We start from the raw sequence: 16,374 nt of genomic DNA on the forward strand, positions 1-16,374 counted from the left end.
TTTGCCCTAACCTAAAAACATCATGGTAGTGTGACTTTTTGTGCTCGCGATTCAGTGAGTGTTCCCTAATTACGGAAAGTCGCATGACCCTCCTTGCGCCGCATCAACCCGCCAACAAGTCCGATCAAACCAAAGCCGCCCATGGATCAGCAGGATTGGCCGCCAGCAATGCTTGGAAGTCAGCGGCCTTGGCCCTGTGCCTCGGCTTGCTCGCAGTCGCCCTCTTCGCGTCTTTGGGCATTGGAGCAAAGGCGATTGCGCCGCTGGCTGCCGGGCAGGCGCTATGGGGAATTGGCACACCCGAAACACTGGTGATCATCAACGAGCTGCGCCTGCCGCGCACCGCGATTGGGCTCCTGGCAGGAATGTCCCTGGCTGTTGGCGGCGCATTGATTCAGGCACTGACCCGCAATCCGCTGGCAGATCCCGGTATCCTCGGGGTCAACGCGGGCGCCGGATTCGCCGTCGTGCTCGCCGTGGCATTCCTGGGCATCACCCACATTTCCCAGTACATCTGGTTCGCCTTCGCCGGGGCCGTGCTGGCCACCCTCGCGGTATACCTCATTGGATCGCGTGGCCGCGGTGGAGCGACACCGGCCAGGCTGACCCTGTCCGGCGTCGCACTGGGCGCCGTGCTGGGAGGAATTTCCAATGGGATGACCCTGCTCAACCCCGAGGCTTTTGACCGCATGCGCTATTGGGGCGCGGGAACCTTGAACAACCGCACCCTGCCCATGGTGGGCGTCATCGCCCCTTTCGTTATCCTGGGGCTGGTCTTGGCGGTGCTGTGCACCCGCTCGCTGAACACATTGGCCTTGGGCGATGAGGCCAGCCTCGCGCTGGGTACCAATATCGGCCTGACCCGCGCAGTGGTGATCGTGGCGGTCACCCTGCTCTGCGGCGCAGCGACCGCCGCCGCCGGCCCGATCGGCTTCGTGGGCTTGATGATCCCGCATATCAGCCGTTGGATCGTCGGACCGGATCAGCGATGGATCCTGTGTTTTTCGATGATCCTCGGCCCGGTGCTGTTGCTCGTTTCCGATGTGCTCGGCCGCATCGTTGTCCCGCCCGGCGAAATGCAGGTGGGGGTCGTCACGGCCTTGCTTGGCGCTCCGGTGCTGATTTGGCTGGTTCGGCGCAAGCAGGCTAGCGGACTATGAGTGCTGTGGATTTCGGCCCGGGCCACCGGGTACTGCGCATTGGACGCATCTGGTTGCGCGTGCAACCACGTCAGCTGCTTCTCGCCGCACTGCTCTCAGCGTTGGCGGCCGCCCTGGGCCTCTACGCGTTGGCTACTGGCGACTACACGCTGGGCTTGGGCGAAGTGCTCAAGACCCTGGCTGGAGCCGGGGAGGCCAGCAGCCAACGGGTGGTGCTGCAATGGCGTCTGCCCCGCGTTCTGATGGCACTGCTATTGGGCGCAGCGCTAGGCGCCAGCGGGGCAATTTTCCAATCCATGACCCGCAATCCGCTGGGTTCTCCAGACATTATCGGATTCAATACCGGTGCCTATACCGGTGCTCTGGCCGTCATGCTGGTCTTCGGCGGCGGGTATTTCCAGGTGGCACTCGGTGCATTGGCCGGTGGCTTGGCCACCGCAGCCGTGGTGTATGCCTTGTCCTACAGGAACGGCTCTGAGGGATTCCGGCTGATCATCGTCGGGATCGCGGTCAGCGCGATCCTCGCGTCGGCCAACACCTGGCTGATCTTGCGCAGCGAGCTGGAGGACGCCATGTCGGCGGCCATCTGGGGTGCCGGCTCGCTCAATGCCATCGGCTGGGACCAGGCCATACCGGCCGCAGCGGTCGCGCTGCCTCTCGCGCTGGGCGCCCTGGCCTGCACGCGCAGGATGCGCCTGCTGGAACTGGGCGATGACGCCGCTGTGGCGCTGGGCATCAACACCGAATCCAGCAAGCTGTCCTTGCTGGTGATCGGGGTGGCGTTGACTGCCCTGGCCACCGCGGCGGCAGGCCCCATCGCCTTCATCTCGCTAGCTGCTCCGCAAATCGCGCGCCGGCTCATGGGCAGCGCAGGCGTGTCGTTGGCTTACTCGGCATTGCTCGGCGCCGTGCTGCTGCTGGCCAGCGATGTGCTGGCCCAGCGCGTTTTGGATAACACTTCCCTGCCGGTTGGCGTAGTCACCGTCAGCATCGGCGGGGTCTACCTGATCTGGCTACTACTTCGTGAGGCACGACGCCAATGAGCATGACCCATCCACAGCTATCCGCCGACCGGCTCACCTTGGGCTACGGGCCATCGGCCATCTCCGAAAACCTCTCGCTATCCATCCCCCCGGGCTCGTTCACGGTCGTCGTTGGACCCAACGCCTGCGGCAAATCGACCTTGCTGCGCGCCCTGTCCCGGGTGCTGAAGCCTTCCTCCGGCCGGATCATCCTGGATGGCAAACCGATCCTGTCCCTGCCAGCCAAGCAGGTAGCCCAGCGGCTGGGGCTGCTGCCGCAGTCCTCCATCGCCCCGGATGGCATCACCGTTGCGGATCTGATCGCCCGCGGCCGCAGCCCGCACCAAGGCTTGTTCTCCCAATGGTCTGCCGCGGACGAGCAAGCCGTGCTCAGTGCCATGCACGCCACAGGCACCACCGGGCTCTCCCGGCGGCTGGTCGACGAACTATCCGGCGGGCAACGCCAACGCGTCTGGATCGCCATGGTACTGGCCCAGCAGACTCCTTTGCTGCTGCTCGATGAACCGACCACCTTCTTGGACATCTCCCACCAGATCGAAATCATGGAGCTGTGCCGCAGGCTCAACGAGCAACAGGGCAATACGGTAGTTGCGGTGCTCCATGACTTGAACCAAGCGTGCCGCTACGCCACCCACCTGATCGCGATGAAATCCGGTGAGATCGTCGCCGCAGGACCTCCCTCGCAGATTGTCACCGAGGAACTGATCCGCGAGGTTTTCGCCTTGCCCTGCACCATCATCCAGGATCCCGTCTCGCACACACCACTCGTGATCCCGCTGGGCCACGAGGCCAACTAAGAAGGAAAAGAACATGCAACCAATGACCCGACGCGTCTTTTTCGGCGCAGCTTCGCTGGCCGCAGCCCTGGCCCTGGCCGCCTGCAGCCCGAGCACCCAGGCCGCTTCCCCTTCAAGCGGCGAAGCCAGCGCAGCGTGGAGCTTCACCGATTCCGGCTATGGAAAAACCATCTCCATGGATGCCGCACCGCAAACGCTGGTCACCGATTCCTATTCGGCTGCGGCACTCTGGGACTACGGCATCCGCCCCTCGGGCGTCTTCGGATACGGTTTGGACGAGTCGGGCAGCCTGGCCCTTGGCAGTGCGGATCCAGCAGAGATGGCCATCATCGGCCAGGACGGAGAGTTCAGCCTGGAGAAGTTGCTTGGCCTCGACCCGGATCTGATCGTGGGCTTCGGCAATGCCGAAGGCACGGGCTGGACCTGGTGGGATGACAAGGTCCAGGCAGAGGCCACTGCCACGGCACCATTCCTGGGCATCAAATTTGGCAACCGGCCTGTCCTGGAGGTCATCGAGGACTATGAATCATTGGCCAAGTCATTGGGCGGGGATATTGCCTCGCAGTCCGCCGCCAAGGCCGACTACCAAGCCAAACTTGAACAGTTGCGTGCCTTGGCCAAGGACCAGCCGTTGCGGATCATCGCGCTCAATGGGTATGACGACCTGTACGTCGGCCAGAAATCACTGGGCCAGCTGGCCCTGCTGGATGAACTCGGATTCGATATTGTCGGCCAGACCGAGGACAGCGGCTGGGCTTCAATGAGCTGGGAGAAGGTTGCCGACTACCCTGCCGACGTGGTGCTGAGCTATTCGGGCACCGCGCAGCAGGTCAAGGACCATCCCGTCTTCGCGTCTTTGCCAGCGGTAGAGGCCAGCCAGGTGGTCGAATGGGATGATAAGCGTCCGTTCACCTACAGCAGCTATGCGCAATGGTTCGACGAGCTGATCGCAGTGCTCAACACAGCCAAGAGCCTGAACTAGGGCCATTGCGCCGAGGTCCGGTACCCGGGCGCCACGAGGCGCACCGGGGTGCCGGCCCCAGCCGTTCACTGAGCCTGCCTAAGCCAGCACGCCCAGCAGCACTCCCCCGAGCGCACCGATGGCCACGACAATCCATGGGGCCATCTTCCAGGCGGTCAGCAAAACAAAGCAGAGCAAGGCCAGGACGAAAGCGGGAGCCGAAGTAATCGCCGAGGTGAAGACCGGGTTGTACAGTGCGGCGGCGAGCACCCCGACCACTGCCGCGTTGGCGCCATGCATGATGGCCCTGGCGGCAGGCCAGTGGCTCACCCGGTTCCAGAACGGCAGCACGCCAAGCAGCAGCAGGAAGCCCGGAAGGAAAATGGCAAGCAAGGCGATGAGCGCTCCGGCTGCGCCGCCGGGACCCGAATCGACGAGGACGCCAAGGAACGCGGCGAAAGTGAAGAGCGGTCCGGGCATGGCCTGGGCCGCGCCGTAGCCGGCGAGGAACTCTTGGGAACTGATCAGCCCGGGATCCACGACTGCGCTTTGGAGCAACGGCAGGACCACGTGCCCGCCGCCAAAGACCAGGGCGCCGGAGCGGTAGAACGCGTCGATGAAGCCCAACAGATCCCAGCCGGTGGCAAGGGCCGCCACCGGCAACCCGAAAAGCAGGATGGCGAACAGCGACAGGCAGCTGATGCCCACGGTCCTTGATACCGGAAACTGCATAGCCCCCGCTGCTCCGGCATCCTTGCCGCGGCACCAGAAATATCCTGCCAATGCGCCGAAGGCAATGGCCAGGACCTGCCCGAAGCTTCCGGCCAAAAGCAGCGCCGATCCGGCAGCGACAACCGCAATGGCGGCACGGGCACGATCCGGGGCCAGGTTCCTTGCCATGCCCAGTACCGCGTGGGCGATGATGGCGACCGCAACGATTTTCAGGCCGGCCAGCAGCCCGGTACCGATGGGGCCGCTGAACAGCGAAGCGCCGAAGGCGAAGACCGCCATCACCACCGCAGAGGGCAGGGTGAAAGCCAGGAATGCCGCCAGGGCACCGCGCATTCCGGCCCGGTGCAAGCCCAAGCCGAAACCGACCTGGCTGGATGCCGGGCCCGGCAGGAACTGGCTCAATGCGACCAGTTGGGCGTACTGCTGGTCATCGAGCCAGCGGCGGCGATCAACCAGTTCGGTGCGGAAGTATCCCAAGTGGGCGATGGGACCGCCAAAAGAGGTCAAGCCGAGCTTCAGGAAGACCTTGAAGACTTCCCTGGCCGAGCCCTGTGCCATGCGCTGTGATTCCATGGATTCCAGCATAAGTCGTGGAGGAAAACGGAAGGTAAACAGCGATAGCGCGCCACGCTAATTGCGTGATGCCACCGGGATCCGGGGGCTGGTGCTCTTCGCGTTCCGCGCTCCGGAGATCGAGGCCAGGCCAACGGCGAGCAGTGTCAGCAAGGTACCCATGACAGTTGCGGGGGTGACGGACGAACCGGGAGCCGGGAAGAAAACGTCCAGGAGCAGCGAGCCCACCAGCTGGCCGCCAACGGCCGCGAGGCTGGTGACCAGCACTCCGAGCCGCTTGACCACCAGGGCGGTGATGCCGACGAACAGGCAACCGAGCAGTCCGCCGATGTAGTACCACCAGGTGCCTGGCAGCGGGTCCAGGCCGATGCCGGCAGGCAACCGCACCAGCATCACCATCGCCAGGACCACGAACCCGACGGCAAAGTTCACCAGGGTCGCCGCCGTGGCGCCGCCATAAGCCGCCGCTTGCGCGCCGTTGGCAGCTGCTTGGAAGCCCATGAGCATGCCGACGGCTGCCGAAAGCGCCATTGGCAGGAGCAACGCGGAAAGGTCCGCGTCGGCTCCGCGCGGGCTGACCGCCCAAACCACGCCGATAATGGTCAGCACCACGCCGAGGATGCGCAAGGCATTGATCTTGCGCGGCGCGGCCCCGCCAAAGCCCACCCGGTCCATGAACATGGAACCGATTGCCTGGCCGGTCACCAGGCAGACGGTGAACAGCGCCACCCCAATGAGCGGCACCGCTGCAGCCTGGCTGAAGACAATCAGGGCACCTACCGCGCCGGCCACCAGGTACCAGCGCGGGAAACGGCCCTGGGCCAAGGCGCGCGGCACTTGCGCCACCGAGCCGCGCACCGCGGGAACAAAGATGGCCAGCAGTACCAATGCCGCCAAGCCGACACCGAAGCTGATGGTTGATGCCGCGATGGCGTCCCCCAGCTTCGCGCCCAGCGCCCCGTTGATGCGAGACTGCACGCACAGCAGCAGGCCCGAAGCGATGGCAAGCAGGATGAACAGGATCTTTCCGCCGGAGCGGACCTGCGCGGTCATGGTGGTGCTGGTGGTCAACGGAGTTCTTTCAATAAGTGGAGGTTGGTGCAGAATGGCAAAAACGGGACCCGCCAGGCGGGTCCCGTTCTTGCTGGCATTACTTCGCCGCGTCGCTGGCGAGGATATGCGTCGTGGATATGACGGTGGCCTGGTCAACCACGGCCAACGCATCAATCAGCGAGGAGAGGATGAACATCGACGAGTCGACTTCCAGCTTCACCGGGTACTGGTGGATCAGCATGGCGACCATGTCGCGCACCGCTTCTGCCACTTCGTCATCGCTGAAGGCCGGGTTGTGGCCTACCAGCACGTCGGTCGGGGCGTTCTCGCGGGCGGGCACGTAGCTGACCGCGAAAGCCAGCGGAACACCGCCCTCGCGCTTCGGCTTGTCGCGCAGCACCAGGGCGCCCTGCGCGCCGGTGTGCTCGTCGAGCAGCATGCGCTGCGCCGAACCCACGGTCATCTTGGCTGGATCCCAACCGGTGTGCACCGCGTTGTAGAAATCCATCACCAGCTGGGTCAGCTCGACACTGCCGGTGGACAGGTCCTCGATCACCCGGTCATTGGTGTCGAAAACCGGTTCAGCCAGAGCCCCCGGCTCCAGGATGACATCGCGCGAGACCTGGATTTCTCCCAGGCCCAGCGACTGGCAGAAGCCAGCCGCCGCGGCAGCAGGATCGCCCGCGGTCACCGTGTAGCGGGCCTTGAGCTCCTGCGCCTGGCCGGCCGGAATCTGCTTGCGCAGCTGTTCCACCAGGGCGGTGCCCACGCCGGACCGGCGCTGCTCGGCGGCTACCTCGACATAGAGCCACAGGCGCTGCGGATGCAGCGAGGAAGCGAACACCACGCCGGCGCCGATAGCCACCTGGTCAACGGTGGCTACCAGCGTGCGGGAGAACGGTGCATCGCTGTTTTCGCGCAGCATGGTGCGGTCCTGGTGGGCCTGCGGGGAACGCGGGTCGCCGAAGATCTGCAGCAGCTGGAGGTCGTCCCCGGAGCGCCACAGGCGGAATTCCAGTTCGTTCATCGGGCTCTAGGCTCCGTTCAGGCGCTCGGAAAGGTAAGCGGTGACCTGGTCCAGGGAAACACGTTCCTGGGACATGGTGTCGCGTTCGCGGATGGTCACGGCCTGGTCCTCGAGGGTGTCGAAGTCCACGGTGATGCAGAACGGGGTGCCGATCTCATCCTGGCGGCGGTAGCGGCGGCCAATGGCACCGGCGTCATCGAAGTCGATGTTCCAGCGCTTGCGCAGCTCGGCAGCCAGGTCCTTGGCCTTCGGGGAAAGGTTCTCATTGCGGCTCAGCGGCAGCACCGCGGCCTTGACCGGAGCCAGGCGCGGATCGAGCTTGAGCACGGTGCGCTTGTCTACGCCGCCCTTGGTGTTCGGTGCTTCGTCCTCGGTGTAGGCATCGACCAGGAAAGCCATCATGGAACGGGTCAGGCCGAAGGAAGGCTCGATCACGTAGGGGGTGTAGCGCTCACCGGTGGCCTGGTTGAAGTAGGACAGCTCGGAGCCCGAAGCCTTCGCATGGCTGGACAGGTCGTAGTCGGTGCGGTTGGCAACGCCCATGAGCTCGCCCCACTCCGAACCCTGGAAGCCGAAGCGGTACTCGAAGTCGATGGTGCCGGCCGAGTAGTGCGCGCGCTCGTCTTCTGGCACGTCGAACTGGCGCAGGTTCTCTTCCTTGATGCCCAGATCCAGGAACCATGCCCAGCAATCCTTGACCCACTGGTCGAAGAAGGCGGGGGCATCTTCTGGAGCGGTGAAGAACTCGATTTCCATCTGCTCGAACTCGCGGGTGCGGAAGATGAAGTTGCCCGGGGTGATTTCGTTGCGGAAAGCCTTGCCGATCTGGCCGATGCCGAATGGCGGCTTCTTGCGCGAGGCGGTGAGCACGTTGGCGAAGTTCACGAAGATGCCCTGGGCGGTCTCCGGACGCATGTAGGCCAGGCCGGCTTCGGTATCCACTGGGCCCAGGAAGGTCTTCATCAGGCCGGAGAACATCTGCGGCTCGGTGAACTGGCCCTTGGTGCCGCAGTCAGGGCAGGCGATCTCGCTCATCCCGTCCTTGGCCGCACGGCCCTTCTTGGCCTCGAAAGCCTCGATCAGGTGGTCCTGGCGGTGGCGCTTGTGGCACTGGATGCATTCGACCAGCGGGTCGGTGAAGGTGGCCACGTGGCCCGATGCTTCCCAGACGGCCTTGGGCAAGATGATCGACGAGTCCAGGCCAACCATGTCCTCGCGGCCGCGAACGAAGTTCTGCCACCACTCGCGCTTGATGTTTTCCTTCAGTTCGGTGCCCAGGGGACCGTAATCCCATGCCGAACGGGAACCACCGTAGATTTCACCAGCCTGGAAAACGAATCCTCGACGCTTTGCGAGGGAAATAACCTGGTCTAGCTTGGACTGTGGCGCCATATCAACTCCAATGGGAATTACGAGGCCGCTGGTTGCGGTCCGTAGAAAAATACATACCTTCCAAGGGTATCGTTTCCGCGGCCTGCAGACGAAGCCGAATCAGGTAACGCCGACGTGAACTTCCACGCCTTTGGCCGATTCTTACGATGCAGCGCACTTATTTAGGGAAGAATGGAAGCCATGAGTGCCAATGAAGCTTTTGACCTAGAAATCCGCGACGAGTCCATCCGCTTGGGCCAGTTGCTCAAGCTTGCCTCCCTGGCCGAGGATGGCATCCACGCCAAGGAAATGATTTCCGACGGAATCGTCACCGTCAATGGAGAGGTGGACACCCGTCGCGGGGCGCAGATCCGCCCCGGCGACGTGGTGTGCGTGAATGGTGAATGCGTGAAGGTCACCGCGCAGCAGTAGTCAGCTTTTCCCCAGGACGACCCTGTTGAGGAACTCGGCCACATCCTGCAGTTCTTCCATGCACACCGAATGGCCAATCTGCCGGTAGGTTTCGCTGGCCAATTCGGTGTGCCCCAGGACCCATCCCAGGGTGTATTCGATCTTGTCCCGGGTGATTACCGGGTCAGCCAGGTCGCGGCCCCAGAACAGCGGCAGCGGCTTTTCTGCCAGCTTCGCGTCGTCGAATATTTCCAGGGGCCCGGGATCCACGGCGAAGCCCGAGAGCCCGACGACGGCTTCAATGGAATCGGGCTGGTAGCGTGCCAATGAAGTGGCCATGGCCATGCCCTGGGAGAAACCGAGCAGGGTGATCGAGGAGTGCTGCTTTACCAGCGGTTCCAGCAATGCCCATAGCGCTTCGACGCTGCGTGCCACCGACTCGATGGAGTAGTCGATTTCCTGGGTCAGCGGGAACCAGCTGTACCCCGGGCCTGCTTGCAGCGGTGCGCGCACCGAGAGGTAAGTGAACTCTTCGGGCAGATGCTGCGAGAGCCCCATGAGGTCTTGTTCATTCGAGCCATAGCCGTGCAGGAACACCAGCAGCGGAGTTCCAAGGCGGGATTCGTCGTTACGGGAGATGATGGCCACTGGAGCCTGGTCCGGGATAGTCATAGTTCCCCAAGACTATCGAACAGGACCTCGCTAGCTCTGCGCTTCCGCGGCCCGATTCCATCAAGTCCCCGTCCACCGGCGATGGCAGCGCCCGGGTACAGCAGAACTTCCCGTAATCGCCGTCGAATCTGCTGAAGGCGTTGGCCGGCACTGTCCTGGAACCTTGGTCTTCCAAGGCCTGGAAATCCAGTTGACATGTTACAAGATTATAAATCTTGTAAAAATTGCTTAGCTTTCCAAGCTTTTCGTGTTCAACTGGACCAACGGCCTCACGGTCCTCCGGAACGCCGCTCTCGCCGGACGAGACGGCGACAGCGACAGCGACAGTGACAGAGTTAGGAATAGGCGCCATGGACGAAATTGAATACAGCGAAAATATTCCGGGGCAGCTGCAAGAGGATCTCGATAGTTTCGGGTACATCGAACCGGACCCGGGAAGCGCTTCGTCCCTATTCGATAACGTGGACACCGTATTTTCAGTCGGCACTCCCCTGTTCGCCATGCTCTTTATCGCCGTTATCGGATTGATCATCTTCGTAGCGGTGCGCAATTACCGCAAAGCCAAGAGCGCCGGTTTTGATCCGCTGACCCTGGAAACCGAACTGATGGCAAGAGCCGCTAATTCAGCTATGCTGACGCCGGAAAAATCCCTTGAGGACAAGCTTGCCGAACTCGATTCCCTGCACTCGCGAGGAATCATTACCCGCGACGAGTACTTGCAGGCGCGCCGGGACGCTTTGAGTGACTAGCACGGCGGCTCATGGAATCATCCTCGGGAATGATTGACTATAAGTTACCCTTTGGTAACAATAGATTCGTGCCAAACGATTCTGCTTCTGAACCATCAACATCCGCCAATGCCCCACTGCATCCGTGGCGCCGCTATGTCGCCATTGGGGACTCGTTCACCGAGGGCATCGGCGACCCCGACCCGTCGAGCACCGGCCGCCACCTTGGCTGGGCCGACCGCTTGGCCCATGAGCTCAGCCGCACCGTCCCGGACTTCTCGTATGCCAATCTCGCCATTCGAGGCCGGCTGATTGGCCAGATCGTTGCCGAACAGCTCGATCCCTGCATTGACCTGAAGCCCGATCTGATCTCGCTCTGCGCAGGCGGCAACGACGTCCTGCGCCCGGGCGGGGATCCAGACAAGATTGCAGATATCCTCGACAATGCGGTAGCCAAGCTCACCGATACGGGCGCCACGCTCTTGCTCTTCACCGGGCCCGATATTCGCGATACCCCGGTTTTGGGAAGCATCCGAGGCAAGGTGGCGATCTACAACGAAAACGTGCGCACCGTAGCCGCCCGCCACGACGCCATCGTGGCGGACATGTGGGCCTTGCAGGAGTTGCACCAATCCCAGATGTGGGCACCGGATCGCCTGCACTTCTCCCCCGCCGGGCACCAGCGCATTGCCGCCATGGCACTGGACTCGCTGAACGTCGCGCATCCGCTGGACACCGAAATCGTTCCGGCCGTGGATGAACGCAGCTGGAGGGAAGCCCGCAAGGAGGATCTGCAGTGGGCGCGTGAGCATCTTGCTCCCTGGGTATTGCGCCGCCTGCGCCACCAGTCCTCCGGCGACGGCATCACCCCGAAACGGCCCTCGGCCACGCCGTTTGCGCAGACCAAGCCAAACGACTCGCTCGGCGCCGGCGACAGCGCCAAGTAGGCACGAAAAGCCTGAAGCAGTTCCACCGATTACTGGCGGAACTGCTTCAGGCTTTGAAATCTTCCCGAGCCCCTTCCGGGGCTCAGTCTCCGAACACCAAGGTCCGAAGCACGCCATCGAGCTGCGTGGCGTCGGTCAGGAATCCATCGTGGCCAATCGGCGAATCAATGTAGTGCACCGGTTTTGGCTTGGCCAGCGACGAGGCCAGCTTCACTGACTGCTCAGGAAAGTACAACCGGTCAGTGGTTACCGCGGCAACCACCACGTTGATCTTCGCCAGTCGCGCCAAGGCGGCTTCCAGGGATTCATGGCCGCGAGCCACATCATGGCTCATCAGCGCCTCGGTGAGCACCAGGTAGCTGTTGGCGTCGAAACGATTCACCAGCTTGCTGGCCTGATGGTCAAGATAGCTTTCCACCTGGTACCGCCCGCGAGGCCCCTCGAGCAGACCCGTCGGCTTCTCGCCATCCTGCGGGTTGCGCGAGAAACGGGTTTCAAGCTCGGCCTCGGAACGATAGGTGATGTGGGCCAGGCGGCGAGCCAAGCCAAGACCGGCGTCCGGGCGGGCATCGTTGCCGTAGTAGTCGCCATTGCAGAAGTGCGGGTCCAACCGGATGGATTGGGTTTGCACCTGTGCAAAGGCAATTTGCTCGGCAGTCGCCTGCGCGCTCGAGGCCATCACTACGAGATTCTTGACCTGGTCGGGGAACTCGACGGCGTATTCCAACGCGCGCGCACCGCCCATCGAACCGCCAATGACCGCATGCCAGGAATCAATTCCCAGTTGCTTGGCCAGCCGCGCTTCAAGGCGCACCGAGTCCTTGATGGTGACGAAGGGAAAGCTCGAACCGTAGGGCAGGCCCTGGTCGCCCAAGGACGAGGGGCCGGTGGAACCATTGCAACCACCCACCATGTTGATGGACACGACAAAGTACTCATTGGTGTCAACCGTGGCGCCGGGGCCTACGAGCTCTTCCCACCAGCCGGCGCTTTGCGAATCGCCTTGCGCAACGTGGGCGTCACCGGTGAGCGCATGCATCACGAGCACCGCGTTGGAGCCATCAGCTGCTAGCGTCCCCCACGTTTCATAGGCCAGCACCACGTCCGGAAGGAATCCACCGAATTCGAAGTGGTGCTCCCCCACGGACTTACGGCGCAAAATGCCGTCTTGCCCGCCGGCGAGCTCTTCGGCGCGCAGAGTATCTTCAGTAGTCACAATGGATGCCATGCCTAGAGGGTTTCCTGCAGTTCCTTGTTCTCGAGGGCTGCAACTGCTTGGAAGCCCAGTTCCAGATCGGCCAGAATATCCTTGATATTCTCCAGTCCGACGCTCAGCCGCACCAGTCCCGGGCTCACGCCGGCCGCAACCTGCTCAGCTTCGGAGAGCTGGGCGTGGGTGGTGGAGGCCGGGTGGATGACCAATGAGCGCACGTCGCCGATGTTCGCGACATTGGAGTGCAATACCAGTGCGTCCACGAAGGCCTGGCCGGCTTCCGAACCGCCCTCCAGTTCGAACGCGATGATCGAGCCGGCGCCCTGATCGCTGTACTTCTGCGCACGCTCATGCCAAGGCGAGGACTTCAGGCCTGCGTAGGCGACCTTCTGCACTTCCTCGCGGGCTTCGAGCCAGTTGGCAACTTCTACGGCATTCTGGCCGTGGCGTTCAATGCGCAGCGACAAGGTTTCCAGGCCCTGTGCGATCAAGAACGCGTTGAACGGCGCAACCGAGGAACCCAAATCGCGCAGCAACTGCACGCGGGCCTTGAGGATGTAGGCCAGATTGGCGCCCAGGATGCCGTTGACACCCAGGTCGCGGGCGAAGACCAGGCCGTTGTAGGACTCGTCCGGGGTGTTGAAGCCCGGGAAGCGGTCGGCGTCCTTGGCGAAGTCGAAGTTGCCCGAGTCCACGATGACACCGGCAATGGCACTGCCGTGTCCGCCGAGGAACTTGGTGGCTGAATGGATCACGATATCCGCGCCCCACTCGATCGGGCGGATCAAGTACGGGGTGGCCAGGGTGTTGTCCACCAGCAGCGGCACGCCAGCTTCGTGGGCGATCGCCGAGATGCCCTCGATGTCCAGGACGTCCTGTCGCGGATTGGAGATGGTTTCCCCGAAGAAGGCCTTGGTGTTCGGACGCACCGCGGCGCGCCAATCATCCAGGTTGTCCGGGTCGGAAACGAAGGTGACCTCGATGCCCAGGCGCTTGAGTGTGTGCTTGAGCAGGTTCTGGGTTCCGCCGTACAGGCTGGGGCTGGCCACCAGGTGGTCGCCGGCTTCGGCCAAATTCAAGATGGCGAAAGTGGTGGCAGCCTGTCCCGAGGAGAGCAGCAGTGCTCCAACGCCGCCCTCCAGGTCAGCGATGCGGGTTTCCACCGCGTCGGTGGTCGGGTTGCCGATACGGGTGTAGATCGGCTCCAGTTCCTGCAGCGCGAAACGTGCAGCAGCGCTCTGGGCGCTGGGGAAGACGAAAGAGGTGGTTTGGAAAATCGGGAGAGCCCGTGCCCCGGTCGTCGGATCCGGGGTCTGGCCGGAGTGGATCTGACGGGTTTCAAATGACCAGTTATTGCTCATGGTTTCCTCCAAATAGCGTTTCATGACTATGGGGGTACGCCACTGAAAAGACACCGACAGGAAGCACCATATCGAGAGAACTTCCAGGGGTAACCCGCGCTTGTCCTTGATGCCTTGTGCGTTCAAGGGCCAGGTCTTCACCCGGGGCACCCCACCGCGGTTGGAGGGTTGCCGCCCAGTAAGCCGGGGCTTGTTACTGGGACTCATGACCTGGTACCAGTTTGCCCGAAAACCGAAGATCTTTGCAACGCAAGGGCTGGTGATTGGACTCAATCGGTCATATTTCGCGAATATTGCAGGTTCATCGCAGAGTATTCGATAGCATCACGGCACTTAGGTGTGCCTAAGTAGAGACTCGCATCACATGTTGCCATGATGGGCACATGATGAGGCTAGATCACGTAAGTTATGCATGCGGCCCGGACGGGCTGTTGCCAACCGCTGAAAGAATCTCCGAGTCCCTTGGACTGGAATTCGTCAAGGGCGGCGTGCATCCACGATTCGGAACACGCAATGTCATCTTCCCGCTCAAGCATGGCCAGTACCTGGAGGTGGTTGAAGTCCTGAACCACCCGGCCAGCGACAAGGCACCCTTCGGACAGGCGGTTCGCGCCCGTTCGGAGCTCGGCGGCGGCTGGATGGGCTGGTGCGTCTCGGTGGAAGATCTATCCAGTGCCGAAGACCGCTTGGGCCGCAAGTCGGTGCCGGGCAACCGGAAGTTCCCTGATGGCCGCGAACTGACCTGGCAGCAGATTGGCATCAAGGGCCTGATCGCCGATCCGCAGTGCCCGTACCTGATTTCCTGGGATGAAGGATCCGAGGAGCTGCATCCATCCAAGGCGCTGGAACCTGCCGGCGCCATCAGCCAGATCGCCATCGCCGGCTCGCGTGAACGGGTGCTGGATTGGCTGGGCCAGCCGCAGAACGTCAATTTGGGCGCTGTCACCATGCAATATGAAGCGCCGAATGGCACTCCGGGCATCATGTCGGTTACCTTTGAGACCGAGTCCGGAACCGTGGTGCTGTAAACAGTTCCGCAGAGATCGCAAGTAGGCGGGGACAATGGCGTCCCCACCTACTTTCTTTTCCTTAAGGCCGGTCCAGCCGCTTCCCCAGGACCGCGACGTGCTGGTCTTCGAAGCCCCGCCGTTCATAGAAATCGATGACGGCAGAGTTCTCCTCGCGGACCATGAGCTGCACCTTGGGCACGCCGAGATCCCGCAGCCACAGGACAGCGGCATCCACCAGCGCCCTTCCCAGGCCGTTGCCCTGCCGGCACGGATCCACCGCAACATAGTAGAGCCAACCTTGGTGGCCATCATGGCCAACCATCGCAGTAGCCATGAGTTGATCGTTCTCAACGATGGACAGCACCGTGGAAGTAGGCTCGGCCAAAGCCCGTCGGGCGTCGGCGAGCGCATCATTCCACGGACGAGTCAGCCCAGTTGCTTCCCACAATTCAACTGCTTGGCGAAGGTCCTCCTCGCGCAGCACGGTAATCTGCATTGGCTCAGCTTACCGGCGCTACTGGCCGATTCCGATGGCCGGCCCGACCAAGGCGTATCCCACGAAGCCGATGGCATCAAGCAGGAAGTGCGCGATAACCAGCGGCATCACCCGCCCGTACTTCTGGTATACCCAGCCGAAGACGACGCCCATGAGCATATTGCCGATCATCGGCCCCACCCCCTGGTAGAGGTGGTAGCTGCCTCGGATTATCGCAGAACCAATAATGGTGCTCCACAAGCCCAGCTTCAATTTCTTGGCGTAGGTGAACAGGAATCCGAGCATCAGCACTTCTTCGAGGACTGCATGACGTGCAGCCGACAGCAGAAGCACGGGAACGCTCCACCAATAATCGCCTAGATTCGCTGCTGACAGTGCTGTGGTGACGCCCAGTGCCCGTCCAGCGGCATAGACGCCCAGCGTTCCCACTCCCATGGCCAAGAACATCCCCGCCCCGAGCAGTGCGTCCTTGCCCGGCTTGCGCATATCGAAACCGATGTCCCGGATAGTTCGTCCGGTCGTGCGCTTCATCAGGTAGAGCGCCAGCACGACGGGTACCAATGCAAAGAAGATGTCCAGCAGCTGGTAGGAGAAATCAAAGAACTCGCGGGTGCTCAGCGGGTTGTTCAAGGATGTAGTCTGCTCGCGCAGTGGCGCCCGGGTGACCTTATCGGCAAAGCTCAGCAGCGAGTAGACCGCGCTTTGTCCCAAAGACAGGGCAAGAACCAAGACGATCTCGAATTTGAGGGTCTTGCGGGTTGCTGTCTGCTTAACTTGTTCAGCGTTCACGTTTCCGATCATAGGCTGATCTGGCTGTGC

General features: G+C 62.4%; 17 protein-coding genes and 1 riboswitch. Of the genes, 8 read left to right on the forward strand and 9 right to left on the reverse strand.

Annotation, left to right across the window (positions count from 1 at the left end; translation table 11 throughout):
- Positions 1 to 83 precede the first annotated feature (83 nt).
- Genes ACNPN0_RS17540 through ACNPN0_RS17555 form a run of 4 tightly spaced genes read left to right on the forward strand, consistent with a single transcriptional unit; the run spans position 84 to position 3,982 of the window.
- Entirely contained in the window at positions 84 to 1,160 is a 1,077-nt protein-coding gene (locus tag ACNPN0_RS17540; protein WP_400342716.1) for a FecCD family ABC transporter permease, read from the forward strand.
- A complete protein-coding gene (locus ACNPN0_RS17545; RefSeq protein ID WP_434691662.1) occupies positions 1,157 to 2,203 on the forward strand; it encodes an iron chelate uptake ABC transporter family permease subunit in 1,047 nt (348 codons plus the stop codon). Before ACNPN0_RS17540 ends, ACNPN0_RS17545 begins: the two co-directional genes overlap by 4 nt.
- Positions 2,200 to 3,000, forward strand: coding sequence for an ABC transporter ATP-binding protein (locus tag ACNPN0_RS17550; RefSeq protein ID WP_448937476.1), 801 nt, complete (start codon positions 2,200 to 2,202; stop codon positions 2,998 to 3,000). The genes ACNPN0_RS17545 and ACNPN0_RS17550 overlap by 4 nt, the downstream gene beginning before the upstream one ends.
- Before the next feature lie 13 nt (positions 3,001 to 3,013).
- Positions 3,014 to 3,982 (forward strand): ABC transporter substrate-binding protein, encoded by a 969-nt coding sequence (locus tag ACNPN0_RS17555; protein ID WP_434691668.1) that lies wholly within the window; start codon positions 3,014 to 3,016, stop codon positions 3,980 to 3,982.
- Between the two features lie 78 nt (positions 3,983 to 4,060).
- On the opposite strand, the gene chrA is transcribed toward ACNPN0_RS17555, so the two are convergent.
- The 4 genes from chrA to ACNPN0_RS17575 form a co-directional block, all read right to left on the reverse strand.
- Positions 4,061 to 5,266, reverse strand: a complete 1,206-nt coding sequence (gene chrA / locus ACNPN0_RS17560) for a chromate efflux transporter (RefSeq protein WP_448937477.1) — start codon at positions 5,264 to 5,266, stop codon at positions 4,061 to 4,063.
- 57 nt (positions 5,267 to 5,323) lie between these two features.
- Complete coding sequence (locus tag ACNPN0_RS17565; protein WP_448937478.1) at positions 5,324 to 6,337, reverse strand: DMT family transporter; 1,014 nt, start codon at positions 6,335 to 6,337, stop codon at positions 5,324 to 5,326.
- A 79-nt stretch (positions 6,338 to 6,416) separates the two neighbouring features.
- Positions 6,417 to 7,346 carry a GNAT family N-acetyltransferase gene (locus tag ACNPN0_RS17570; protein WP_105657204.1) on the reverse strand — a complete coding sequence of 310 codons (930 nt, stop codon included), beginning with the start codon at positions 7,344 to 7,346 and terminating at the stop codon, positions 6,417 to 6,419.
- Positions 7,347 to 7,352: 6 nt separating this feature from the next.
- The gene (locus tag ACNPN0_RS17575) at positions 7,353 to 8,738 is read right to left on the reverse strand and encodes a glycine--tRNA ligase (protein WP_105657203.1); all 1,386 of its coding nucleotides are present in this window, start codon (positions 8,736 to 8,738) and stop codon (positions 7,353 to 7,355) included.
- A 180-nt stretch (positions 8,739 to 8,918) separates the two neighbouring features.
- Here ACNPN0_RS17575 and ACNPN0_RS17580 point away from each other — a divergent pair, with 180 nt between their 5' ends.
- Positions 8,919 to 9,149 carry an RNA-binding S4 domain-containing protein gene (locus ACNPN0_RS17580; protein WP_181148825.1) on the forward strand — a complete coding sequence of 77 codons (231 nt, stop codon included), beginning with the start codon at positions 8,919 to 8,921 and terminating at the stop codon, positions 9,147 to 9,149.
- Here the strand turns inward: ACNPN0_RS17580 and ACNPN0_RS17585 are convergent, their stop codons facing one another.
- Entirely contained in the window at positions 9,150 to 9,800 is a 651-nt protein-coding gene (locus tag ACNPN0_RS17585; protein ID WP_402735537.1) for an alpha/beta hydrolase, read from the reverse strand.
- Positions 9,801 to 10,150: 350 nt separating this feature from the next.
- Between ACNPN0_RS17585 and ACNPN0_RS17590 the strand changes: the two genes are divergently transcribed.
- Together ACNPN0_RS17590 and ACNPN0_RS17595 are read left to right on the forward strand one after the other, a co-directional pair.
- A complete protein-coding gene (locus ACNPN0_RS17590; RefSeq protein ID WP_402735536.1) occupies positions 10,151 to 10,549 on the forward strand; it encodes an SHOCT domain-containing protein in 399 nt (132 codons plus the stop codon).
- A 68-nt stretch (positions 10,550 to 10,617) separates the two neighbouring features.
- Positions 10,618 to 11,475, forward strand: a complete 858-nt coding sequence (locus tag ACNPN0_RS17595) for an SGNH/GDSL hydrolase family protein (RefSeq protein ID WP_402472421.1) — start codon at positions 10,618 to 10,620, stop codon at positions 11,473 to 11,475.
- Positions 11,476 to 11,557: 82 nt separating this feature from the next.
- Here the strand turns inward: ACNPN0_RS17595 and metX are convergent, their stop codons facing one another.
- Both metX and ACNPN0_RS17605 read right to left on the reverse strand, forming a co-directional pair.
- Positions 11,558 to 12,703 carry a homoserine O-acetyltransferase MetX gene (gene metX / locus ACNPN0_RS17600; RefSeq protein WP_332498746.1) on the reverse strand — a complete coding sequence of 382 codons (1,146 nt, stop codon included), beginning with the start codon at positions 12,701 to 12,703 and terminating at the stop codon, positions 11,558 to 11,560.
- Between the two features lie 2 nt (positions 12,704 to 12,705).
- Positions 12,706 to 14,049 carry a bifunctional o-acetylhomoserine/o-acetylserine sulfhydrylase gene (locus tag ACNPN0_RS17605; RefSeq protein WP_105657299.1) on the reverse strand — a complete coding sequence of 448 codons (1,344 nt, stop codon included), beginning with the start codon at positions 14,047 to 14,049 and terminating at the stop codon, positions 12,706 to 12,708.
- Between the two features lie 91 nt (positions 14,050 to 14,140).
- Positions 14,141 to 14,260: riboswitch (SAM riboswitch) on the reverse strand.
- 172 nt (positions 14,261 to 14,432) lie between these two features.
- Between ACNPN0_RS17605 and ACNPN0_RS17610 the strand changes: the two genes are divergently transcribed.
- Positions 14,433 to 15,077: a VOC family protein gene (locus ACNPN0_RS17610; RefSeq protein WP_332498748.1), complete on the forward strand. Its 645-nt coding sequence runs from the start codon at positions 14,433 to 14,435 to the stop codon at positions 15,075 to 15,077.
- Between the two features lie 61 nt (positions 15,078 to 15,138).
- Here ACNPN0_RS17610 and ACNPN0_RS17615 read toward each other — a convergent pair whose 3' ends face one another.
- Positions 15,139 to 15,555: a GNAT family acetyltransferase gene (locus tag ACNPN0_RS17615; RefSeq protein ID WP_448937479.1), complete on the reverse strand. Its 417-nt coding sequence runs from the start codon at positions 15,553 to 15,555 to the stop codon at positions 15,139 to 15,141.
- 18 nt (positions 15,556 to 15,573) lie between these two features.
- Positions 15,574 to 16,356, reverse strand: a complete 783-nt coding sequence (locus ACNPN0_RS17620; protein WP_448937480.1) for a CPBP family intramembrane glutamic endopeptidase — start codon at positions 16,354 to 16,356, stop codon at positions 15,574 to 15,576.
- Positions 16,357 to 16,374: the final 18 nt, after the last annotated feature.

The sequence above is a fragment of the Glutamicibacter sp. AGC84 genome, from assembly GCF_053543575.1.